This is a genomic window from Chryseobacterium antibioticum (assembly GCF_012927325.1).
Taxonomy (GTDB): Bacteria; Bacteroidota; Bacteroidia; order Flavobacteriales; family Weeksellaceae; genus Chryseobacterium; species Chryseobacterium antibioticum.
Window position 1 is genome coordinate 1 of sequence record NZ_JABBGI010000039.1, and the last position, 24,075, is coordinate 24,075.

Here is a 24,075-nt window from a genome sequence, read left to right on the forward strand (position 1 = left end):
AACTGCTAATATACAAAATAAAAAACAGAAAAACAAATTAATTGTTTGATAACCAGCAATATAAGTATGCTTTTCCGTACGCCAAAAAACAAAAAAGTCGGAAGAAAAATTCTTCCGACCATGACTAACCATATGCCTTCTCTTTTTTATTTTACTGATTATGGAGTATCTGAAATTCCATGTCGTGATTCCGTATTCTGAGTTTTTCATACGCCTTGAGATCATCGGATGGCTGACGTTTGCCAATGCGCTATTGGTTCCCTGGTATTTTATCATTCAGTTTAATTTCAGAAAAGGAAAATGGCTAATGTCCGCCCTGTTACTAACGCTGCTCGTGCTTTATTGGTTCAATTACGGGCACTACGATCTGACGGCCCGACTTTACAGTTTAGCCATGCTGATAGCTGCTTTTATTGTAGTGCTAAAAGGCATTGCTCAAAAAGAAAAAGGTGGTTTTATTGCCCTGGCAGCCCTTTTGGCGAGTGCCCTGGTTAATAAATTTGTGGTGTACGATTTTGGACTGTTCATCAGTTTTACGATCATCGTGTTGTCTATGCTTTATCTTCATTCTATCCGTACGAGTGTCATCGAGGCAGAACATCAGAATGCTGTTTTGCTTTCCTCAAGATTGCAATTAGAGCTCCTTAAAAAGAATATCCAGCCTCATTTTTTAAGAAATACTTTAACCTCTATGATGGACTGGGTGGAAGAGTCTCCAAAAGAAGGTGCCCGTTTCATTCAGGCACTGGCATCAGAATTTGACATCATGAACGAGATCTCTGAACAAAAGCTGATTCCCATAACCAAAGAATTAGAACTTTGCCGGCAGCATCTGTCTGTGATGGGTTTTCGTAAAGAAATCAATTATATATGGGAACAGAAAGGAATAGACGAAACTCAGATGATCCCGCCCGCAATTATTCACACATTGCTGGAGAATGGCATCACCCACAGTGAACCGCTGTCCGGAAACACGATTCAATTCGTACTCCGCTATTCTTTATCAGAAGATGCTCATCAGTATACTTTTGAAACTATTGCAAAGAACCGACAAATCATGACAGACCGTGCAGGTGGAAACGGCTTTAAGTATATCAAAGCTCGTCTGAGTGAAAGCTACGGTCAAAACTGGAAGTTTGAATCGGGTTCTACAGAAAACGGGTGGGTATCTACCATTCAAATTTTAAGATCATGAATGTATTAATCATAGAAGACGAAGCCAGAATTGCCCGACGTTTGCAACGCATGACGACTGAATTCTTTACGGACAAACCTATTACCATGACAGTTTGTGATTCTCTTCAAAATGGGCTTCAGGAAATTGTAAACCGAACTCCAGACCTATTACTTCTCGACCTTAATCTGAATGGTGATAATGGTTTTGAGGTATTGGAACAGATGGTGGCCGCTTCTTTTCATACGATCATTGTTTCCGCCAATATTGATAAAGCGATTACCGCTTTTTCGTATGGAGTGCTTGATTTTGTTCCCAAGCCATTTGATCAGGAAAGACTTTTTAAGGCCTTGACGAGATTTGTCAGTCCCGCCTTAAAACCGGATGAAGGGATTAAATATCTTGCCGTGAAAAGATCAGGACAGGTTCGTCTTATCAGTATTTCTGAGGTGATCTACATTAAGGGAGCGGGAATTTACACTGAGCTTCACCTCAGCAATGGGCAGAATGAGCTTCATGATAAATCGCTAGAGCATTTGCAGCAACTTCTTCCTGACAGGTTTGAACGGATCCATAAATCTTATCTTGTTAATTTTCAACAGATCGAAAAAATCATCATCAACCCCGGGACACGGTATGGGGCCCTGCTTAAGACGGGTGAGGTGCTTCCGGTGGGCCGTTCAAAATATAAGGAGCTGAAAAATAAGATGGTGTGATTGGGGAAAGTAACAGCAAAATAGATCAAGTTTTAAAACAAACTCAGATCATACTGCTTCACCAGATCCAAAATCATATGATACCCTGCTGAAGAGTTTCCATGCTGATCCAAAGCCGGGCTGAAAACACCGATGCCCATTTTTCCGGGAACACTTACGGTAATTCCACCTCCAACACCTGACTTGCTTGGAAGCCCTACGGTTCTGGCATATTCTCCACTGAATTCGTACATCCCGGCAATGAGCATTTGTGATTCTACGAGTTTTGCCAATTCAACATTTTTATATTGAGCATCTCCGTCAAACCGAACGCATTCATTGGCAAAGAAATATCCTATTTTAGCCAGATCTTCGGCGGTCAGTTCAATAGAGCACTGCTTGAAATAATTATCCAGCTGATCTTCGTTTCCTGAAATGAGCCCATTATTTTTCATCAGATAGAACATGCCCCGGTTACGGTGTCCGGTAGATTTTTCGGATTCATAAACGGATGTATTGTACTCAATGGTCTGATCTTTGGTGATATAACGAACCAGATCCAAAATTTTAAGAAACGGCTTTTCGCCCTCACCGGAGATTAAAGAAGTCGTAAGAATAGCCCCTGCATTCATCATCGGATTCATCGGTTTCCCGGTAGTTTCAAGATTAGAAAAATGATTGAAAGGTTTATCGGTTCCGAAATAGCCCATTTTATCAAAAACATTCGCTTCCCCTTTTTCATTGACAGCAATCATCAGCGCAATGATCTTTGAGATACTCTGCATCGTAAATTTCTTATGAACGTCCCCTACATTCAGCACTCGCCCATTTTTTCCAACCACAGAAAAAGCAATGGCTTTCGCATCCATTTTTCCCAGTTCAGGAATATAATCAGCTACTTTTCCCTGTGTATAATAGGTTCTGTTTTTTTCCAGAATACTGCTTAAGGTCTTCTCTGAAATTGTTGAAATATCTGCTTTTTTCTGAGCATACATTACTGTGTTTAAAGAAAGAAAAGCTGCAATATAAATTCCTTTTGCAGAAAATAAGAAACTGTTTTTGTTCATAAAGGTATTTCGGCTAACATCTGATCATCAACCCCGAAAAACAAAGATAAAGCATTTCCTCCTTTGCCCGCAAATCTCCCGAAAATATGATCAAGGTAAATGGTTTCAATAAGATTAAGTATTTCTACTCAAAACCATAATTGGTTATTTGTACGCTACTCCAGATTCTTTCTTCTTTGTTACTTTGAGATAGAAATCAAAGCTAAAAAAAATAAAATGGCAGCTTACCGTACAATCAACTGATGTACTTCCAAAAAGCCATTATCAACAGAAACGAATCAACCAAAATACATTCATTATGGAAACAGCAAACGTAAACGTCAACTCATCCGGCCAGCTTCAATTGGGTGGAGGCGCTCAGTTCTGGGTATATCTTTCACCACAGAACAATACAGCCAAAATGATTTCAACATGGCGTGTCACATTCTCACAAGGTAACTGGAGTGATACCATTTCAAGCGAGAATCCTACGAAACAGATTCAGACGCTTAACTTATCTGGAATCTTTGATATTAAAGTAGAATTGTTAAGCGGTTCAACCGGTACATGGCGACAGATCCCTCCTCAAAAGGGAAGTTATAATGAAATAGGCTGTAATTCCAACTGTGCCTCCATGGTGGGTATTGTTGCAGACAGCATGAATCCTTTTCCCGGTGCCATTAATGCACATTTTTGGACAACTTGGGATGCTATGTGTAAAGCACAATAGAAAGGAAAGAAAAATTTGAACAGAACCAGTCCATATCATTCAATTGCCGACCGTCTTTGATGGTAGATTTAGGTAATTGATAAAGTAATACAACCGTCTCATTTTTAGGAATGAGGCGGTTGTATATGGCTTTAATTTTACTCAAAAAGAACAAAAAAAGAGAATAAGAACGTTATATTTGTATAGTAGAAAATTCTCTTAAAAATAAGCAAATGAAAACAGTTCATAAAGATAAGGATGGTTTACGCAAACAGATTATGAAATCTGCGGTAGCTTCTTTTAAGATAGAGGGAATAAGAATCTCTCCTGATGAAGCTGCTAAAACACTTAAAAAAGTGGAGACTAAGATGGCAAAATCATCCCGATAAGATCTATCATCGGTTCATAGTTTTTTGCGGCTGACTTTTGAACTGCAACGACATAGTGTTCCAATTCTTTTTTCCCTATTTTTTCAAATTCCAAAGGACTAAACCCTGCTTTTCTAACCATGAGATTGGCAAGTATACGCGCTGTTCTGCCATTACCTTCTCTAAACGGATGTATAAATAGCAACTCATCATGTACAGTAGCAACATCTCTATCAGACTTTCCCTATCACTATAATCAGATGGTAATTTTAATAGGATTTCGTCTTCAAAACTTTTCATTGACTCGGGAAGAAATTTTGCAGAAGAAAGAAGAAATCCACCTTTTGACAGATTTACATTACGATATTTTCCTGCAAATGTGTATAAATGAGATAATGCCAACTTATGAATTTTCAATATGTATTTTGTGTCAAATTTAGTATTATCACGGAGATTTTCTGTAAAACTAATTTCTGCCTGTAAAAAACCTTCAAATTCTGACATAGCAATATCATGTGGCTTTTTTAATTCCAATTTGTTAGGTAATATTTCAGATTCGTCTCCTGAAATGTCATATTTCATCAATACAAATTTATTTCATAAATTTTATTTTTTTGATAAGGCTTCCATTTTCTTAATCACCTCCTTAGCATTTGTATTTTCTGGGTTTAGTTCCAGAGATTTCCGGTACATCTTCATCGCCTCTTCTTTTTTGCCACATTGGAGCAATGCCTCACCATAACTGTCAAATACATTCCAGCTCTTTGGAAAAATTAATGAGGCCGCATTAAATGTCTGTACAGAATTTTCACATTTTTGAAGTCTGAGAAATTGATACCCTAACCTGTTAAAGTCTCTTTCTGTAGACTCATAACCGGCTGTATTTTTTAAATATGCCTGAATCAGCTGATTGGCTTTTTCCTTATTTCCGTTTTCAATTAAACTGCCATAGATTCTTGACAGACTTTGTACTGGCATGGTATAAGCTTTATGATCAAGCAATTGAAAGACCGCATTGGATGTAGAAAAAACGGGACTGTTTCCTGTATTAGAAAGAAGGATTACCGTTTTATTTTTAGTGACATTGTGTACCAAAACACTGGTAAGCCCGGTAATAGATCCATCGTGAAAAACTATTTTTCCATTACTTTCGTCGCTGTACATCGCCCAACCTAAACCATAGCTCACCTCTTTTCCCTCTATAGTATAACTTACCTTCTTTCCATCGTTAAGCGTTGTAGGTGTTAGCGCTTCCTCCAATTCTTTCTTGCCTAAAATCTGATAGGTAAATAATGTATTCTGATACTTTTGTAAGTCTGAGGCTGTGCTTACAATCCCCCCATTTCCATAAAAGTTACTTTTTGCAAAGATCAGAAAGGGTTCTTTTAAGGTATTGATATTAACAAGATCAGTTGAGTACAGATTAGGATAAGTATACAGTTCTACCTGATTTTTTTGTTTTATTTTCCTGTCAACCGGAACCAATGAACTGTTCATTTTTGCAGGACCGAAGATATTTTTTTCCAGATAATTGGCATAGCTCATTCCTGATACTTTTTCGATAATCATGGCAGCAATGCAAAAATTAACGTTGTTGTATTCCCATTTGCTTCCGGGTACGAATGCAAGAGGTGTTTTGAAACGAATGAACGTTGGGATAATATCCTGATTGGAAATTATTTTTTCCGGCTGTTCTTTGATCACACTGTCAAATAAGTTATAATAATCGGCCAATCCTGAGGTGTTATTAAGCAGCTGTTTAACACTGATATTGGGATAAGGAAAATCCGGAAGATATTTTTGAACCGGATCATCAATTGTAAGCTTTCCTTTCTGCTTAAGTTGTAATATGGCTGTTGATGTAAATGTTTTTGTGATGGAAGCAATTGGAAATTGAGACTGGTCATTAAACTTTTCTTTTTTTTCCCTATTGGAAAATCCATAGTTATTAGAAAAAATCTTCTCTCCCGGTTGAGAAACAACCACACTCCCATTAAACATATTATTTTTAGAAAGTGTTGAAAAGAAAGTATTCAATTCCTGTGCTGAGATAGTCATGGTCAGGAAAGTCATTATTAAGATTACAATTGATTTGGTCATGGTTTTTTATTCAGTTTTTATAATTGTGGTTGTCTGAGAATTCGATATTCTTTATTAAGTTCAGTCTTAGTATTATGACAACTCTGGAAAGAATTCCATTACATAGAAATCAATGTCAGAAGAGTTTGGAAAGAGAATACATACTAAAAAAAGTGGCCAAAAGCCACTTTTAATTTCCATAAAACATTGACAAACTTACTTTCTGTGATATTATTTTTCTTTACTAACGAGTTCAATCTTAGTACTCAGCCGATCTCTTATTAAGACTACTGAATTGAGTTTTCCATTGTTAAACTCGAGTTTTAACAGGTTGGGATAATCTATAATTTTAAACAACCCATTTTTCAGATAGATCAACTCATTCTCATTTTTTCCTTTAAAATGTTCTAATAATTGGGATTCAACATACAGACGGTTGTTCTTTTCCACTATTTTGGTTTCCATTTTTTGCCCATACAGGAAATCATCATATCTCCCGTTCAGTTGTTTCTTTAGACTTGCGGGCATTTCCTGAATGTCTTCGTTGTCTGATTTTCTATTCCAGTTCATCAGTTTCAAAATCTTCTTTTGGGTGTTCACCATCACAGGAATACGGTTCGGTTTTTCACCATTGGCAAGAAATACGAAGCCGTTCCCATCGGTCATTGTCGCGAAAATGCTCCCCCCCACTCCGGTATTGGAACCATTGCATGAAAACCAGTCATAGTTGTTATACCCTAAAGACTTCTGCCATCCGTAACCCCACCCGCCAACAGCATTTTTTAAAGTTGTGACTGCTGTTACTTCTTTTGCAACACGATGAGAAATCACTTTGTTGTTTTTATTGCGTAAAGCATTTTGTATTTCAATGGAAAGTTTCGCTAAATCAGTTGGTGTAGACCACATTCCTGATGCTCCAATCTGTGGTGTGATGGGCAGGCCGGTTCTAATCACTTTTCCATCTTTATCATGAACGAGAGCAACATTGGTCAGAAATCTGGCTTCATTAGGCTGTATCATGGTTGTATTCTTCAAACCAAGTGGTGAAAAAATATATTCTTTGGCAAGTTCTGCAATAGATTTATTTAAAGTGTCTTCCAGTGCCATTTGGACAATGACATATCCGCCACCGCTATATTCAAAGTTGGTTCCCGGTGTAAACAGAAATTCAATTTCCTTATCATATCTTGGGATCTGTCCTAAAAGACTTTGTTTTATGGTTGGAATTGTATCCCCTTCATAATAATCTGCAAATCCGCCCTGATTTGTTCCGGAGGTATGATTAAAGAATTGTTTCCAGGTTGGACTGTTATTTTCAGTCAACTTGCTTTTCGGCAAATGCCAGCGTTTTAAGTACTTATCTATCGGATCATCTAAGTTAATTAAGCCTTTCTCCTCCAGTATATGGCAAAGAAGTGCTGTGATTGGTTTTGTCATTGATGCTGTGGAAAATGCCGTGTTTTCCTCTATTTTTTCTTTGGAATCCATTGATTTTATCCCAAATTGATTGGAATACACGATCTTATAGTTTTCAAATACAACAACACTAAATCCCGCAAGTTTGCGTTTTTCCAATTGTTGTTCCATATTCAAACTGTCCGTAAGAAAACGATAGTCTCTTTTTTGGGACAAGACCTTATTACTTGTTAGGCAGCTCAACATTACTCCTATAAGAACCAGTGAATACATAATACTTTTCATTGTATCATTTTTTTTATGTTAAAAAATTATTTCGATACAAATATGCGGGAGAAATTAAAGCTATGCGACCGACTACTTTTACTCGGTCTCATTTGTTCAAAAAAATAAGTACGAGTTCCTGTAAAAAGGGTACGAATAATTACAAAACACTATTTTACAAGATTTTGCGATACTCAGTTGGGGTATAACCTGTATGTTTTTTGAAAGCGGTATTAAAAGAAGATTTTGAATTAAAACCAACTTCATACAAGATTTCAAGAACGGTTACTTTACTTTTTGTAACATCTTTCAAAATAGCCATCGCATTCTCTATCCGGTAGGTATTAACGAAATCGTAAAAATGCTGCCCTAACTGATGATTAATTAAAACGGATAATTCACGGGTAGGGATTTCGATACCGTTAGAAATATGCTGAATGGTTAAAGAAGGATCAAGAAATGGTTTTTCTTCCATCATATACTTCTTTAATTTCAATAGTTCTGCACTGTTTTGTTCTTTACTGATAGTTTCCGGATCACTCTTTTTTTCTTCAGAAACCATATCGGAAGCCAGTTTTAATTTTGAATCTATATTCCTAAATAAACCGGGATTGTTTAAGGCTTTAAATAAATACCAGCAAACGATAAAGAGTTGAAATACAAGGATTCCAATTTTTATCCATTCGGAGATGTACGAATAGTCGGAAAATTTAAAAATATTTTTGAAAACGACAATCAAATACAAAACAGTCAGTACAACCGTAAACTGAAACAGCCAATGATAAGAATTAATATTAGCACCTGCATAATTTTCAAGGTATAATTTTTTGGCTTTTTTTAATACCCTAAAAACGGCAATAAGATATATAACAATTTGAATATGAAAAAGAACATGATTGAATTGCAATTCTATCATACTTTGACGATGTATAATGAAATTGATCTTGGAAGCAAGATCTACGGTATAAAAACGAGGTAATAAAACGGCATTCGCCAATAAAAACGGCAGCAGATGAATGATATATTTAAGCTTAAACTTAAAATCAGAATAGCAAACCGATAATACATACAGATAAAAAACAGGAATCTGTAAGAAAGCCAATGTATTTCTCAACATTCCCAGATTTGAAGGGCCATCGGATAGTAAGCTGAACAAAGGTTCGCTTGTATCCACTGCCGTAATGATTAAAAAAACAGCAAAAAGAGTGTTGCTTGTCCTGTACTTTGTCTTAACTGTTAACAGAAAAAATGCAAGAAATAATGAAATGAACAGGGAGATTACCGTTACTATAATTAATAAATCAATTTTATCCATTCTTTATTCTTTTTTTTGATCGGTTTGATTTTGGATTTCAGGTAACCTTTCTTTTAGATCCGAAACCGAACCTTACAAATATAGAAATTAGATGGGAGCTGTTTTCGCTTTTATCATGAAAAAGTCACGATTTATGTGAATACTACAAATGAGTGTAGTACGCTAGCTACCGACGAAGCGGTGTTTTATAAAATGATGAGTGACCATTTTCCAAAACAATAAGATAATTGTATGTCAAATACTTGCGGCACATATCAAAGTTTTCTTACCTTTATACTAGTTATTAAAAAACATATGAAGAAAAAAGTTGTCCTTATTCAGGATAATGAAGAGATCCTGGAGATAATGGATCAGGTATTGGAGGAAGAAGGATTTGATGTTACATCATCATTAACCACCGAACCTATAGAAAAAATAGACGAAATTGAACCTGATGTAGTGATTGTAGATGATCATATCAGAGGAAATAAAAAAGGATCAAAAGTGATCGAAGAATTAAAGGCTGACCCCCAAACGGAAGATGTTTCTGCCGTACTAACCTCTACATCGTTTGATTTACCTGAAAAAGCAAAAGAATGCAAAGCAGATGACTATATCGAAAAACCATTCGATATCGATCATATGATCAATGTCGTTAAAAATAACTCCTGATTAATCTTAGCATAATCTCTCACCTATTCCTTATTTTTGCAAAGAATTAAGCAACTCAATTGTTTCTTCAAAAATATGAACCCTACATTTTCTGACAACGATCAAATTGGAGTAGTTTCTACTTTTTCTGAACTCGTAAATACTCATTTTCAAGGAGCTATGAATGCCATTTGCTGGCACAGAAATTTGGATGGAGATTTTAAAGAAATTGTGTCTCAACTTCAATTAAAGGAGAACGTTACAGAAGTTTCCGTTGAGGATCTTTTAGCCCTGGAATTATCAGAAAAAGGAAATATGGCCAGAGAAACGATCTTAAGTGATTTGCAGTCATTAACAGATCTGGGAGCATTACCTTCTCTCAATTTGCTTAAATGTTATGAACGGGATGAAGAGCTGGATTTCATTGCAACAGATGTATATTCCTATCATGTAGACCGTTCGCCTGTTGGTACCCATACTTTTTTATGTACCTATCACGGCGCTGCAAGTGATATCCTGCCCAATCATCAGGTTGATCAAAAAATTCTCATTCCGGAAATCAGGGAAAAGCTCAAAGCATTACACGACGGACCGGAAGCGGAATTTGAAACCTTCCTTAAAGACTATTTTTTCGATCTGCATTACCAGCCTAAACCGAATGCAGAACCTATCAATTTAGGATCCGGACATCTTTGGCGCCTGGCGGTAGATCATCCGGAACAACAGGTCTTGCCTTGTGTTCATAAGGCTCCTGTTGAAAGTGATGGTGAGTATAGATTGTTGTTGATTTGCTAAATGGTTGATTTTCAATGAAAGCTGTTTTGCTTGCATTGCTGTATAATTTTTGGTAAATTGATGTACATTATTTTAAATTAACATCTAACTCACATGGCTGATACAGTTATATTATCTGAAGGAGCGGAATTCGATCACGTTATACAGGAAGTTTCAAAATACATCCACCTGTATGTAATGGCCTTTGAAAAGGAAGAACGAACCATTACACGTATAGATAAGCGTGAAAAAATGTATGGCGGAAACGGAACTGTATATATGATCCAAATGTTCGATCAGAATGAACTGGCTAATAATCGTCTGGGTGCTTATATGGTTCTGTTGAATACAGGTGATGAATCCGGGTTTCATACCCACAATGAAAAAAAGGAAGAAGAATTATATGTCGTCATGCATGGAACCGGAGAGTATCGTGAAAGAACCGGAACCCAGGGACCAGAGCGAAAAAAAATACTTCAAAAAGGAGATATTACAGCCATCAGTTCCATAGGTTATCATTCTATTGAAAATATAGGTGATGAACCTTTGATCATGTTTGTTATTACTACTAATCATCCTTAATAAATAATGAAGCTTGACATCCCCTTCTCAACCAAGCTGTAGAGTATTGGGGGAAAATCTAAATATGGGAAAAGCCTAATGAATTACATTGCGGTTTGGAAGTGGAATTTGATTTTTTTTGAAAAAGTATTTCTTCGATCTGTATAATCAACCCAAACCCAATACAGAACCTGTTAATTTAGAAAAAGGACGTTAGCCTTAGGTCATCCGGAACAACAGGTCTTGACTTGCATTCATAGAGCTTCTGTGGAAAATGAAGGCGAGTATAAACTACTTTTAATTGGTTGATCACAAATATATTGCATAAAAAGCCTTATAAATAAGGCTTTTCTATTGTTGTTTATAAATTTTGTTATTATTTTCTGATTATGAAAATAAAAAAATAAATCATTCAATTTTATCTTCCAAATTTTGTTTATGGTCTCCATATTTTGATGGGATTTTGTTCTTTACTGGCTTATTTTAATCGTCTTACAGAAACCTGCGTAACAGGACCTGAACCCGTAGAGCCTGTGCTTAAATACTTGAGTGTGTAATCTTGTGTATTTATAGCTCTAAACGAATAGGTGCTTGCTGCCAACATCGGAATTGAGGTAATTAAAGTATAAGTTTGCAATCCGCCGGTTGGCGCTACATAGTTGTCATTTACTCTTGCGACCCACAATCCAGTAGTATTGTTCCATATACCAATAACCGGTGAGGTTGCATTGGCGGTAGAAATCTGCACATTCATATTAATCTGATAAACCCCGTCAGCAGAAACTTTAAAAGAATTGGTTGTAGCCGTTCCGGCATAAAGACTTTCATTATCAATAATTTCATTATTGAGATTACCAATGGGATTAGCTACCGTTGCCCCGGGAGACCCAACGGCTGTAAAGTCAGCAGTCATTTGAACAGTAATTTCCTGTGCAACTAAAAACTGTCCATTAACAGCTATTACTGTCCCTGTAGATGTGGGAACACCCGCTAAAGTTTGCCATGAGGGTGCGGTGCCTGGTCCATTTGATTTCAGTACCTGGCCAATTAGACCTGACGAACCTGCAGTAGTACTATTACCTCCGACATTAAGTTCATTCGTAACCTGCAACGAACCATTCACATGAAGACTTTTTTGAGGGGTCGTTGTTCCAATACCCACTTGAGCGTAAATTGCCGTGTACATTGAAAGAATCAATAAAAAAAATATTTTTTTCATTTTTAGTGTGTTTTTATAAAAATAAATTAAGATTAAAAACAGCCTCCTTATTTCTTACCATTTTGAGGAATCAAGGAGAATGAGAAGGAGACTGATTACATTATTCATTTATGTTCTCAGAATCTGAAGAAGCTTATAGAGTTATGATCTAATATTTGTATTTTTAGCATCATTAATTACAATATATGTATTATCAATTTTGCTTATTACTTTCATGTTGTTATCATTTGTATTTGTCAACAACAAAATATTTTATAAAGTAAAAAAGCTATTTTGATTTTTTTTCCCGTCACAAAGTACCGACATTTCGATTTAAAATGACTTAGAATACACATCGAATTATATCGATAAACACGTAGATATTTATCTTTATAATACTGGTTAGTAAATACTTGATATCTTTTTTTTTAACTGGTTGTCCAATTAAATGATTAAAAAAATGATTCTATAACAAAGGGGATTCGCTAATATGGATAATTAATAACAATGTTTGCGAACAGATAGATGAAAATACAATTAATTTTTATAAGCTAAACGCTAAAAGGCTGAAAAGAGAACCTGGCATTCAATATGTTGGAGCGCTTAACAAAGTAGTTGAGCAATATGGATTTTTCAAATTGGACTGACTGCCAAAGGGCATACAATATAAAATCAGCATCAACCAAAATCACTTTTAATCCTCCTACCTTCAAAGGATTGGCTTCGAAAAAAAAAACAGATATTCACCTTTAAGAGTCTTGGCTAGGGATATGCTAGCTGATACTCATTGGCCATCGTATGATAATCTTGCTGAATATGATGATTACCTAAATTTCAAAGGAGCTGCAAGTTCTTCAGCACAGGGAGTATTAATGCTTGAATCAACAAGCAAAGCTTTAGTTTTACCGAAGGTAAACCACCCTGTGACAAGCATGAAAAGCACTATCGCAGGAACGATGTGTTATGATACAGTAAGTAAAACAATCGCTGTATTTGATGGAGTAAAATGGAGCTTTTGGAAATAAAAGCATTTAATATAAATTAGTAAGGTCGGTGCGAATGTGCCGACTTTTTTGTTATATAATATAAAATTTTGTGACTAAATGAATATAATTAAACAATTACAAATGAGCCAAATTATTGTTTTTATCATCTTTTAACGCTATTATATATTCTGAAGGTGTTATTCCTTCTATTTGCTTAAAAACCCTGTTGAAAGTAGATTGGTTTGAAAATCCAGATTCCGTATAGATGTACATGAGAGTAACTCTGCTAATATCATGTTCTGAAAGAAGCTTTTTTACATTTTCAATTCTGCAGACATTCAGGTAGTGATTAAAGTTGGTAAAGCCATTTACTTTAATGGATTTGGCTATATATAAATTATTAGATTTCAACATATTTGACAGCTAAGAAATCGTAAAATTTACATCTTTAAAATAAGCTTCATGTTCTACAATATTTTTCACCTTTTTAAACAAAGCCACATACTTTTCTATATTTACATTCTCAGAGAAAACTAATTTATCTTTTTCAATAGATTCGGAAGATGTAACAACATCAGCATTTTCGAGGAAATCACCATCTTTTTGATTCTGATTATTTTCTTGAGAAAGATTAATTTGATTGAAAATATTCTGCTCTATTTCTGTTTTTCTAATTTTTTCATTGTAACATATTAAAATTATGAATACAGCAAGATTAGACAAACCAACAAACGTATCAGAAATTACAATAACATTGACATCGTTGAGGCTAAAATAATCAAATGTAAAAAATCTATTAAGGATGCTCACTGTAACGATGATCAGAAATATATATACTGAATAAATGTAAACATATTTTTTTCCCAGAAAGACATGAGCTCCTAGCGGTACAGGTAAAAGCCACATGGCAGTGGCCGCAGAATATTTCCAAAAATAAAGCATGACAACCGCTGCAAATATGGGAGCATACGTCATGTAAAGATGTACAAAAATTTTTATATTATAGCTCTTACGAATGATTATAAATGTGTAAAATAACAATATAGAATAAACAGATGTACAAATTGCAAAAAATGAATCCTTAATAACAAAATAAAATACCAAAGAATATCCGAGTAATATCCCGGACATGAAATACACGTATTTTGAAATTAATTTTCTTTTCAATGCATCCACAGATCCATCTATAGATTCTTTCGTAGTTATCATCTTAATGTTTTTCAAAAAATAACTTACACAAATCAATAATTAGGTAAACTTCCCTGTTTTGGTAATACTTTAACAGCGGTTCCGAATTTGTTTGGAGGAGATGTTGATTCTGGGAATACCTGGACTACAAGTACAACGGCTACAAGAGTATATTGGGGTGACGCGGGCATTTATCAAGGTTCTAATAGTGGACCTGAATATAGATATTACAGCTGGATAGATACATCTACTACGACAAAGGTGGCCTATACAGCTTATATGATGGCAGGGGCAGTTGGCGGACAGACAGGCACTAATCCGGCTACCATGAAGGTCTTTATAAAAATAGATCAGATTACTGCTCCATAAGATTCGATTCTAAAAACACGCACACAAAGATTGGAGAAGCCTATATTAGTAGGCTTCTTTTTATTGATACAAACCTTTCAGACTGCGTAAAAACATTGACATTAGAGGTACAATAATCCATTGAAAACCTTCTTTACATTATGTTCTTGTCTATTTTACCAGATAAGTATGTAAATTATGGGTAATGAAATATTTTAATTAGGATTTGAAACAGAATAAAAGTGATGACATTTCTTAAAATATCCGGACGGGTAAACTTCCCTAATATTTGAATAACTTCTTCAAAAGCGATGTTTAATTTGGAATTCGATTCTTTGACTTCGTGTTTTTTCGTAAAATGATTTCTTTTTTTCTTGCTAAACTAACTCAGAATCTGCAATGATTTTTTTGCCTGCTCTTGTAAAGAAATGACACATCCTGAGTAAAACACACCCCTCATTGAATTTATGATATGTGCCATCAATAATGACAGTAGGTTTTAAATTGGATTTGAACACTACAAATTATAGGGATTCTTTTAGCTTTTGGATATATTCTGTGGGTGTAATTCCTTCCAAATCTTTAAATACCTTATTAAATGTAGACTGATTTTTGAAGCCGGCCTGGGTATAAAGGTATGTTAATTTATATCGATCATAATCATCATTTTTAATAAGTCTTTTGACATACTCAATACGATACTTGTTTAAAAATGCATTGAAATTAGAGCCAGCAATAGAGTTAAGTGCACGTGAAACATACGAAACATTGGTATTTAGAATTTCCGCAAGCTTTGAAATATTAAAGCTACAATCTAAATATATATCATCATTCTCAAAAAGATCAAGAATATCAGCATAAATTTTCTTGAGCGTATTACTTGGAATTAAATTTTCATTTATATATAATTCGTCTTCTACCCCAGCTGTAGAAACAACATTTTTATCAGTACTACTATCATCTAAACTTTTATTTTCAAATTCAATTAAAGTTATTTTATACTTATAATATAAAAAGAAGGAAATAAAATAAATCACGGCAAATAAAGTAAAGATATTTATGATAAATAAATTAGTCTTTGTTAGGGAGATTCTAGGAATTTCAAACCAATAATTTGCAAAAAAAGTAATTATAATTAGAAATACAATATAAATGGACCAATATAAAGTAGTACGCATATTAAAGAAATGATAAACAGCAACAGGAAATATAGTATACCAAATTAATGACAACGGACTATGATTCCAAAACAAAATTAACAAGAAATAAATTATAATTGAAGATAATATCAAATATGGAGTTACGAATAAACGAATAATATTATAAGATAAATAACATATAGATAATACAATTGTGATATTTACAACAACAGACAAGAATATAAAAAATAACAAATAATTTGCCATTCCCATATATCCAAACATCCCAAGCAAACTAATACCTACAATTATATAAGAATATATAAAATTTATTACAGATTTTTTATATATACTATCTTTAACCATATCAAATTTTTACAAAAAAAATCATTATTCTTATTTACATATTCAACAATATCTAAAATATTATTTATCACATTAATAATCAACATCTTAAAAGTTAAATGAATAACAGGATTTCATTGATAAATATACACATTTTCCTTATAATTTGACATAGCTTTATAAAATTAAAGATAGGTTTTTAAAGTAACCTAAATAAAACAAATATGAGCAACAAATTAAATTTAAATCGTGATTTTCCTTTTTACCTTATATTTTTGTATTAACAGCATATAAGGATAAAAGAAGAAAATTTTCTTATTAAAAATGTGATGGAAAAAAATTTTAAAAACATTCATATTGGCAGCTACATTAAGGAGCGTAATGAAACATTGGAGATAGATATTCACCGTATATGCAACTTTTTCAAATGTACCGAAGAAGAGATCACTGAGATGTATCGTAGTAACTCTTTAAATTCTGAAATTATTTTGAAATGGTCAAAGCTACTGGATTATGATTTCTTCCGTTTGTATTCTCAACACTTGGTTTTATATGCTCCGCCTGGATCTCCGGATAAAAGCATTAATAAATCCAAAAATTCTTCACTTCCTATTTTTAGGAAAAACTTGTACACACAAGAGATCATAGATTTTATAATAGAATTGGTAAATCGGGGGGAAAAGACAAAACAACAAATCATGAATGATTATAACATTCCCAAAACAACTCTTTACAAATGGATTAGCAAATACAACAAAAATGGAACCCAAGAATCAATATAATTATCTATTAAACAAAAGTAAAAATGAGATTATAGATAAGATGGGACAAGAATTCAACTTTTATCCACAAAACCTATGGACTTACACCTTGAAAATAAGTTGGTTTGGAAGAAAAAAAATTATGCTTTTGTTCTTTGAAGGAGAAAAAGTATCTCAAATCAAAATTAAATACATTTATGGAAAATTCACAGCCTGATTATAGAAGAATTTATACTGATATTATCTGTAGAAAATATCCTCATAAGGAAGAAAGATGCAAAACATTATTAAATAAGAAAGATCTGTCTTTTTTAGATATTATAAAACTTAATTCTCTAATATTTGAAACAAAAAGTAAAGAAACTATGAGCTTTAATCAACGTCATAGATCTTACAACGAATCTACTATTATTGAGATTTTAAAATATCAGAAAATAAATAAGTTAAATAATACCCAGCTAGCTAATCATTTTAAATTAAGCAGAAATTCAATAGCTAAATGGAAGACTCTTTTTGCAATTTAAGAATGTGAATATTAAACTTGTTTAAACTTTTATTTTCCTGAGTAACAAAATAGAAAAAGCAATATAATGTAAATTTATCCAGGTTACATTTAATGTTTCAAATCTTACCAATAACGCCTTGAAACTATCCAACCAAGCATTGGCTTATTCTATTTTGAACCTTCTTTTATAAAGTTCAGTATCATCAAAATACTTTTTATTTTTCATATTTCCATTACGAGGATTGTTTTTAATATTCCCAATAATTTCTTTTCGTTCCAGAATATCTCTGAACTTTTTACTGTCAAACCCGGAATCTGCATTGAGAAATAATCCTTTATGCTCTATATCAGCATCATTCAAAAGAGAAAGAACTTACATTGAACGAAAATGTCACCAGGGATTTTTTACTTAAAGTGAATGTCTTCGATACTAATGCCGGAGTTACAACCGTTGTCCCATTTCTGGCAGATATTGTCTGAGTAGTTGCTATTGCATCTGCTCCATCTGCTCCTTCAATAGGTACAGCACCTTCAGATGGAACCCAGTTTACCGTACCGATTACTCCATTACTATCCGCCACAAAGGTTCTAGTTCCCGTAAAAGTCTGGTTCTGACTTGAAGACTTTGTGCCATCGGGCTTCGTATTGCATTGGGGGTTCCGCTTTGGGGAAGGGCTCTTATTCTTGCAGTCCCGTTGCTTCTGTTGGGTTTGATATATTAATACCTACAACAAATTGAGCGAATGAGATCGCAGAGAGTGACACTGCAAAAACAGTGAACATTTCTTTTTTCATACATTTTGTTTTTATTAAGTCTATAACCTTCAACATTATGGTTTGGGAAGCTAAAAATGTAGTGAGATAATTTTTCTACATTCCTGTTTCACCCTTGCTCTAAACAGTTTTTGATAAAACACCTACGGTTCTCTTCAATCTGAAGATCTTCTCTAGCAAATATCTTTCCCATGTATATTTTTATCTTCGTTTAAACTCATCTCTATCAAATAAATTTTTATTTTTAAGTGCCTAAAATGTTCAATAATGGACTTCAAAAATTATCTATTCAAAAAAAATGGCATATTCATATGATCCATGAAACAGTTTTTTCAAAAAAATAGAGCCGGCATACATGATGCCGGCTCCAACTGATTTGCAATATTGTATTATCTTCTCATTTGAAGTAAATTGTTTTATCACTTTTAAACTGTCTTCTATAAAAAGAGACAATCTATTTCCAGAAGCTCCACTTTAATCCATCGAACACGGCCATTGTTTTGCTTACAGTATCGTAACATAAGGTTCCCGCTACTGGACTTTTCATATTGAAAACTGGATCATTTACTTTTGGTAAAACCAGTGCCAGGCTTGATGATTCAAGAACCAATACACCCTGCGCAGCTGAACTTGCAGCTCCTATGATAACTCCACCACCAGTTTCCGCCGAAGTATTAGGCATTGTACCCGTGAGGCTGCCAGCATCTGATAAAGATACCCAAACATCATTCTGACGTACCTTAACTATCTTATCACTACTATCATAGATAAACGTCCCATTAGTAGCCGCCGTTCCTGTAGGAAGCGTATCGAGCATCGGAAGAATGATACCTGTCTTGGATAATGGAAAATCTAAAATAGCACCCCCATCCACAGAAGCCTTACCCATGCCCACCTGTCCTTTCATCTGATAAAAATTGATAAGAACGATTGTTGTTAATAGTATTTTTTTCATTGTCTTTTAATTTTAATGTTACTTAGTCATTACAGCTTCTTGCTACACAATTCCAGCTGCTGCCATTATACATCTTTATACACTTATCTGTGGTATCGTAAATAATCATCCCCTCTACTGGGTTGATAACCAATGAACTTACTGTACGAGTAATCACAAATCCCTTCGTTTTAGACTCCAGAGCAACCGCTCCGTTTGGAAGGTTTTCTGGCCACCCATTTTGCTTAGATTGGATCGTAATCCCTATTTTGGTAAACAGATCTGCCGGTAAAGTATTAGGATCTTTGGTACAGAAGGTACACGCAAGAACTTTCAATTCATTAGATAATGTAGAAGAAGACGAACCACATGCAGACTGAGGATCTATGATAACTGACGCCATATTATTAATATATTTATTCCCACTAACATCAGTATAAGCCATTGTATAAGCATTATTGGTATTGACTTTGAATGTAATCGTCGCTGTTTGTCCTGCCGCAATACTCATTCCAGATATATAAACCTGAGCATCATTAGAATTATCTAAGCCATTAGAGACAAAATTAGTATAAGCCAAAGAGCCTAATATATACGTTTGAGAACCATCTAGCTGGTCTGCAAATTCAACATTATTAATTGTTCCGGAATCATTATTCTTAATCGTAACTGTATATTCTAGTTCTGTGGAAGAAGTACCGAAACATCTATTGACCGTTTTAATGATAGTAGGTTTAGCCGTAACTGCACTTGCTGTGTATAAAATACTGGTGTCCTGATAACCAGACTGACCGCTATCATCATCACTTCTGTAAGGTGTAGGTGTATTAATACCTCCGTCTACCGTATAAGTAAAATGAGTAGAATACGTACCTGTAGCTCCCGGATTGGTCGGTTTTACTTTTACATATATATAGGAAATACCTGATGGTAACACCAAATCATTTAACTGGAAACTCAGTCCTGAATAGGTCGGAGTCTCAGTTCCCAAACCAACATAGCTATTGGCTACATACTCTAATCCCGCAGGTAAAGTATTACTCAGATCTATTGTCTTGGACGAACAATTGTTATTTCTGATATCCAATTTTAAAGTACCCTCTTCACAAGTAGGCAATTGACTCTCAACATAGGAAGCGATGATATTCACATTATCCGGTGTTGGTTCTACAGGATTATCACATACATAAGTCATATCACTGATATAAAGATAATTAACTGTTTTAAAAACAGGACTTCTATCTACCGTCCACTCGATCACCACTTTATCAACTACCTTTTCAAAATTGACATTCACAGTACCAATATCATAGATTTCATAATAAGGCTGAGTTCCGGTAACTGTGGCCGTAGAGGCATCTATGGAATATCTGCGCCAATAGCTATTATTGGCAGGTGTAGAGTTATAAGCATAATTCATCTTTGGAAGCACCGCAGTACCTCCGCAATATCCTGTTACTTTTACTACAGTGGACTGTCCTGAAATTTTGGTAATACCCGCAATCTGGAAACTTGTTTTTGCAGCTTTAGTTCCAATAGCATCTTTCAAGTCTACTGTGTATGTTACTTTACCTGCAGCTCCACTTACATTATCATATCTTGATAACTGTGCCCATTTACCATACCATCTTGGAAAAATGGTAGGAATCCATTCTACATTAGCAGGATAGCTTACTCCAATATTGGCGGATAATGCTCCACTGCTAGGGGCTGTTCCATTCAACGCTACATTTGTTAAATTATTACTTGTCATTCCTGCAACACCTCCGTTATACCAAGCCAAAGCTGTTTGCAATACCTGCTTACCGCCTTTGCATGTTTCACATGTGGCAGTTCCAACCTTGCCACCTACGGTAAAGTATTTTACGCCCGTAAATTTAACATTGAATACGGCTTTACCACCGGATATAGTACCCGGAATCGTATACGTATTGGAAGTTAATGCCGCATCATCACCTACCAATAAAAATACATCTTTGGTGATATCATAGGATTGCATATCTACTTCAAGCCACGTTGCGTTGGCATCATTGGTATTTTTCACCTCCCAGGTTTTAGCAATACGCTTATCATCACCTTGCAAAGCAGGACAGGCATTCGGATCTAAAAATGTTGTTGCTGTATTATTATTGTTATTATCACCAAATACTAAATATTGGGTATCATTCAAAGATGTTCTCGAAACATTTGAATTAATGGCCGTGAAATTTTGTATGGTAGCAACAGTTAACTTGCCCACTGTGATAGGGTTTATAGAATTGGATACTTTTTGATCTAAACTACCGGCCACATCTTTTCCAATACCAAAGATATTGTTGTTAAATAAAGTATTGATAGAAGAATCCCAAACAAGATCCCCGTTAGAAGCAACATAATTCATGGGCTGTATCAAAGTAACCCCGTACTTTAGAGCCAGATAGCTATTCACTTTACTTCTATCCAGTAAGCCCAAGCTAGTGTTATAATATACAACTTCCGGTATTCTTCCTGCAAAACCATAAAAGCTTCCTCCTATCTGAAGATTTGGATGTACATCAGCGGTTATTGCATCTGTAAAACTAAGATAATTACCATTATAGCCTACCTGCTTATTGTTGCTACCAGTAATTGCGCTAATCTGTGCTCCTACTAAAGTCATTTGATTAAAAAGGGCATTATAATTGGTATTCCGTCTATCTACAGCCCCACCAGAATCAATATAATGAAGTGTAGACTGGTTGTCCGCAGTATTAAGACCGACAGCATATCGGTGAAGAACAGCACTTCCTGCAGCAGATCCAAATCTGAATATATGATTATAAGTCCCCTCGATATTACCCGATTTTGAACCCATTGCAAAGGTGGTATGCAACCTGCCTAAAGCAGCAGGATTAATAGCTCCCGTAAAATGAGCATAGTTGGTTGAAGAGAATGTATAAAATGGATTGAAGTTACTATCCTTGTCACCACTGGATATTACTGTTGGTCCTGTTCCATTTTTGTTAATTGTAAATCCATTTACTTTATCAGACCAGCTTGTCGCAGTTGCAGTAACTCCTGCATCATACCAATACCCCAATCCCGCGATTACCCCTCCAGGTGCTGCTGAAAAAGCTGCAAAAGTGAAATATTGAGCATCCCCTAACGTAACATCTGCATAATTGTAAGTTACTCCATTAATGGTCTGGGTATTGGCAGACATATCAGTTACCGTATCTGTACCATCAAAGACAGCATCTGTACTTTGAATTAATTTCAAATTGGTTAATCCTTGAGGCCACATTACCCTTACCATACCTACTAATCCCGTATTCTGTACTTTCCATATTGAGACAAAACGGAAATTAACTCCCGAAATTCCGTTAATTATTGTAGCTAGCCCTTTATTTAATCCATTATCACCCCAGATCAACGATTGTCCGTCTGTAAGGGTGTTGATATTACTGCCGTTATTATCTGCCAAAGCTCCTCCAGCTCCAATAAGTACCTGCTGTCCGGCATTACTACTCCTTGATTGCTTCTGATGCAGGCCTGAAATATTATCACGGGCAATACCTGCAATATTATTATTATATCCGTTATTGTTACCTGCATCCCAAACTGTAGCAGAAGAAGATACATAATTACCATTTTTGGTGATTCCATACTTCACAGACAGATAGCTTTCTACTTTATTATAATCCGTTACAGTATGCTTACCGGGATATACAATCACCTCGGCAATATCACCAGCCCAAAACTGCAGTCCATTTCCAGCAAACCATGCCGCTGCCCCTACACGAAAATCAGAAGTGTTTAGGTATGTTGGTATATGATTGGCACCCGTATATTCTGTACCTCCGTTTGCCGAGATATAATTGGGAGCAGAACCAGCAGCATTATGCCCGGTTCTTACCAAGTTTGTAGAGTTTGTTTGCCAAGTCGGAGGAGGTGTTACCTGAACACCTGAAGTTCCGGTATTATTATCCAAATTTCCGGAAGTCCCAATATTACCAGTCGTAACAACCCTTCCACTATTAAACCCCGTAAGGTTACCAGCAACTCCAATTCCCAATACAGTTTTCACAGCGACTGCATTATCCGTTTGCCGGGCTACATAATAGTAAGTGTGAGCAGAAGATCCTACCGGCCAATTAGCTTTTAAGCCAGTATTACTATACTGTTGATTTGTTCCATTAAAGGTTGCTACCGGATTGTAATTCATATAACTGCTTGTAGGGGCATTAGCTCCTGTCAGGTTATATCCATTACCCGATTGATCTGTCCAGGCAGGGGACGTTAGCCCTGCATCTCCTTTGTACCAGGCGGCTGCGCCGGGGACTCCTCCGGGACTTTGGGAATATGCCATAATACTTATAAAAAGCATTATAACATAATTCAATTTTGTAAAGATTTTCATAAGTATTTTTAGGTTAAGTTAAAATATCATAAGTGTAAAAAGAATAATTCATAAAGTTTATTAATTAAAAATATCTTATAATTAAAAGGTTACAAGATGTCTCAAAGTTTACATTATAAAGTTAAATCTTGTTTTGAAATTTTCATGTAATGGAATTAATAAATACGTTGAATTTTTGTATTTCACTCAAGGCTTATTAAAGCACTTAATATCAAATAGTTAAAAAATGATATACAGAAAAACATTAGTAAAAAAGAAAGAATTCAATTTTCTGTCGAATTTTAACATTTAAATTTAAAGAAATAATAAAGGCTACATAATCAATGAAGTAACTTTATTATTTTTATACTTAGTACTAAGTTTACCCTACAATGTTACCATTAATTCTATTGTCACTTTGCAGTAATGTTCAGTTATTGAACACCTTATTCAGCCGTATTGGATGATATTTAAAGGTTTATAAACTTTTCTATGTATAGCTGGTAAAA

24 protein-coding genes are annotated in these 24,075 nt (G+C 34.9%); 11 read left to right on the top strand and 13 right to left on the bottom strand.

Annotated elements, in window-relative coordinates:
- Positions 1-160: 160 nt before the first annotated feature.
- Positions 161-1,195, top strand: coding sequence for a histidine kinase (locus HHL23_RS20555; RefSeq protein WP_228464905.1), 1,035 nt, complete (start codon positions 161-163; stop codon positions 1,193-1,195).
- Positions 1,192-1,890, top strand: a complete 699-nt coding sequence (locus HHL23_RS20560; protein ID WP_169236616.1) for a LytR/AlgR family response regulator transcription factor — start codon at positions 1,192-1,194, stop codon at positions 1,888-1,890. Before HHL23_RS20555 ends, HHL23_RS20560 begins: the two co-directional genes overlap by 4 nt.
- 32 nt (positions 1,891-1,922) lie before the next feature.
- Here the strand turns inward: HHL23_RS20560 and glsA are convergent, their stop codons facing one another.
- A complete protein-coding gene (gene glsA, locus HHL23_RS20565) occupies positions 1,923-2,936 on the bottom strand; it encodes a glutaminase A (protein WP_169236617.1) in 1,014 nt (337 codons plus the stop codon).
- 298 nt (positions 2,937-3,234) lie between these two features.
- Here glsA and HHL23_RS20570 point away from each other — a divergent pair, with 298 nt between their 5' ends.
- Positions 3,235-3,645, top strand: coding sequence for a hypothetical protein (locus tag HHL23_RS20570; protein WP_169236618.1), 411 nt, complete (start codon positions 3,235-3,237; stop codon positions 3,643-3,645).
- 212 nt (positions 3,646-3,857) lie between these two features.
- Positions 3,858-4,013 carry a hypothetical protein gene (locus tag HHL23_RS20575; protein WP_169236619.1) on the top strand — a complete coding sequence of 52 codons (156 nt, stop codon included), beginning with the start codon at positions 3,858-3,860 and terminating at the stop codon, positions 4,011-4,013.
- Here HHL23_RS20575 and HHL23_RS22955 read toward each other — a convergent pair.
- From HHL23_RS22955 to HHL23_RS20595, 4 genes are all read right to left on the bottom strand, one after another.
- Positions 3,988-4,197 carry a Fic family protein gene (locus HHL23_RS22955; protein WP_394354163.1) on the bottom strand — a complete coding sequence of 70 codons (210 nt, stop codon included), beginning with the start codon at positions 4,195-4,197 and terminating at the stop codon, positions 3,988-3,990. The genes HHL23_RS20575 and HHL23_RS22955 overlap by 26 nt on opposite strands.
- 401 nt (positions 4,198-4,598) lie before the next feature.
- Positions 4,599-6,092, bottom strand: a complete 1,494-nt coding sequence (locus HHL23_RS20585) for a serine hydrolase (RefSeq protein WP_169236620.1) — start codon at positions 6,090-6,092, stop codon at positions 4,599-4,601.
- Between the two features lie 210 nt (positions 6,093-6,302).
- Positions 6,303-7,772 (bottom strand): serine hydrolase domain-containing protein, encoded by a 1,470-nt coding sequence (locus tag HHL23_RS20590; RefSeq protein ID WP_169236621.1) that lies wholly within the window; start codon positions 7,770-7,772, stop codon positions 6,303-6,305.
- Positions 7,773-7,926: 154 nt separating this feature from the next.
- Positions 7,927-9,066, bottom strand: a complete 1,140-nt coding sequence (locus HHL23_RS20595; protein ID WP_169236622.1) for a helix-turn-helix domain-containing protein — start codon at positions 9,064-9,066, stop codon at positions 7,927-7,929.
- 294 nt (positions 9,067-9,360) lie between these two features.
- Here HHL23_RS20595 and HHL23_RS20600 point away from each other — a divergent pair, with 294 nt between their 5' ends.
- The 3 genes from HHL23_RS20600 (at position 9,361) to HHL23_RS20610 (ending at position 11,052) form a co-directional block, all read left to right on the top strand.
- Positions 9,361-9,717, top strand: a complete 357-nt coding sequence (locus tag HHL23_RS20600; protein ID WP_169236623.1) for a response regulator — start codon at positions 9,361-9,363, stop codon at positions 9,715-9,717.
- 75 nt (positions 9,718-9,792) lie between these two features.
- Positions 9,793-10,491, top strand: coding sequence for a DUF1826 domain-containing protein (locus tag HHL23_RS20605; RefSeq protein WP_169236624.1), 699 nt, complete (start codon positions 9,793-9,795; stop codon positions 10,489-10,491).
- A 93-nt stretch (positions 10,492-10,584) separates the two neighbouring features.
- Positions 10,585-11,052: a cupin domain-containing protein gene (locus HHL23_RS20610; protein WP_169236625.1), complete on the top strand. Its 468-nt coding sequence runs from the start codon at positions 10,585-10,587 to the stop codon at positions 11,050-11,052.
- Positions 11,053-11,509: 457 nt separating this feature from the next.
- Here HHL23_RS20610 and HHL23_RS20615 read toward each other — a convergent pair whose 3' ends face one another.
- Complete coding sequence (locus HHL23_RS20615; protein WP_169236626.1) at positions 11,510-12,217, bottom strand: hypothetical protein; 708 nt, start codon at positions 12,215-12,217, stop codon at positions 11,510-11,512.
- 782 nt (positions 12,218-12,999) lie between these two features.
- Here HHL23_RS20615 and HHL23_RS20620 point away from each other — a divergent pair.
- On the top strand, positions 13,000-13,254 hold the full coding sequence (locus tag HHL23_RS20620) for a hypothetical protein (RefSeq protein WP_169236627.1): 255 nt from the start codon (positions 13,000-13,002) through the stop codon (positions 13,252-13,254).
- A 96-nt stretch (positions 13,255-13,350) separates the two neighbouring features.
- Here the strand turns inward: HHL23_RS20620 and HHL23_RS20625 are convergent, their stop codons facing one another.
- A complete protein-coding gene (locus HHL23_RS20625) occupies positions 13,351-13,629 on the bottom strand; it encodes a helix-turn-helix domain-containing protein (protein WP_169236628.1) in 279 nt (92 codons plus the stop codon).
- A 9-nt stretch (positions 13,630-13,638) separates the two neighbouring features.
- Complete coding sequence (locus HHL23_RS20630) at positions 13,639-14,424, bottom strand: hypothetical protein (RefSeq protein ID WP_169236629.1); 786 nt, start codon at positions 14,422-14,424, stop codon at positions 13,639-13,641.
- Between the two features lie 87 nt (positions 14,425-14,511).
- Here HHL23_RS20630 and HHL23_RS20635 point away from each other — a divergent pair, with 87 nt between their 5' ends.
- Positions 14,512-14,772, top strand: a complete 261-nt coding sequence (locus HHL23_RS20635) for a hypothetical protein (protein ID WP_169236630.1) — start codon at positions 14,512-14,514, stop codon at positions 14,770-14,772.
- A 503-nt stretch (positions 14,773-15,275) separates the two neighbouring features.
- Here the strand turns inward: HHL23_RS20635 and HHL23_RS20640 are convergent.
- Complete coding sequence (locus HHL23_RS20640; protein ID WP_169236631.1) at positions 15,276-16,256, bottom strand: helix-turn-helix domain-containing protein; 981 nt, start codon at positions 16,254-16,256, stop codon at positions 15,276-15,278.
- A gap of 308 nt (positions 16,257-16,564) precedes the next feature.
- Between HHL23_RS20640 and HHL23_RS20645 the strand changes: the two genes are divergently transcribed.
- Positions 16,565-17,017, top strand: coding sequence for a helix-turn-helix domain-containing protein (locus HHL23_RS20645; RefSeq protein WP_169236632.1), 453 nt, complete (start codon positions 16,565-16,567; stop codon positions 17,015-17,017).
- A gap of 104 nt (positions 17,018-17,121) precedes the next feature.
- A complete protein-coding gene (locus HHL23_RS20650) occupies positions 17,122-17,520 on the top strand; it encodes a helix-turn-helix domain-containing protein (RefSeq protein ID WP_317174724.1) in 399 nt (132 codons plus the stop codon).
- A gap of 144 nt (positions 17,521-17,664) precedes the next feature.
- Here HHL23_RS20650 and HHL23_RS20655 read toward each other — a convergent pair whose 3' ends face one another.
- The 4 genes from HHL23_RS20655 to HHL23_RS20670 form a co-directional block, all read right to left on the bottom strand.
- The gene (locus HHL23_RS20655) at positions 17,665-17,862 is read right to left on the bottom strand and encodes a hypothetical protein (RefSeq protein WP_169236633.1); all 198 of its coding nucleotides are present in this window, start codon (positions 17,860-17,862) and stop codon (positions 17,665-17,667) included.
- A complete protein-coding gene (locus HHL23_RS20660; RefSeq protein ID WP_169236634.1) occupies positions 17,855-18,082 on the bottom strand; it encodes a hypothetical protein in 228 nt (75 codons plus the stop codon). The genes HHL23_RS20655 and HHL23_RS20660 overlap by 8 nt, the downstream gene beginning before the upstream one ends.
- Before the next feature lie 647 nt (positions 18,083-18,729).
- Complete coding sequence (locus HHL23_RS20665; protein ID WP_228464914.1) at positions 18,730-19,164, bottom strand: hypothetical protein; 435 nt, start codon at positions 19,162-19,164, stop codon at positions 18,730-18,732.
- Positions 19,165-19,252: 88 nt separating this feature from the next.
- The gene (locus HHL23_RS20670) at positions 19,253-23,554 is read right to left on the bottom strand and encodes a hypothetical protein (protein ID WP_169236636.1); all 4,302 of its coding nucleotides are present in this window, start codon (positions 23,552-23,554) and stop codon (positions 19,253-19,255) included.
- Positions 23,555-24,075 lie beyond the last annotated feature (521 nt).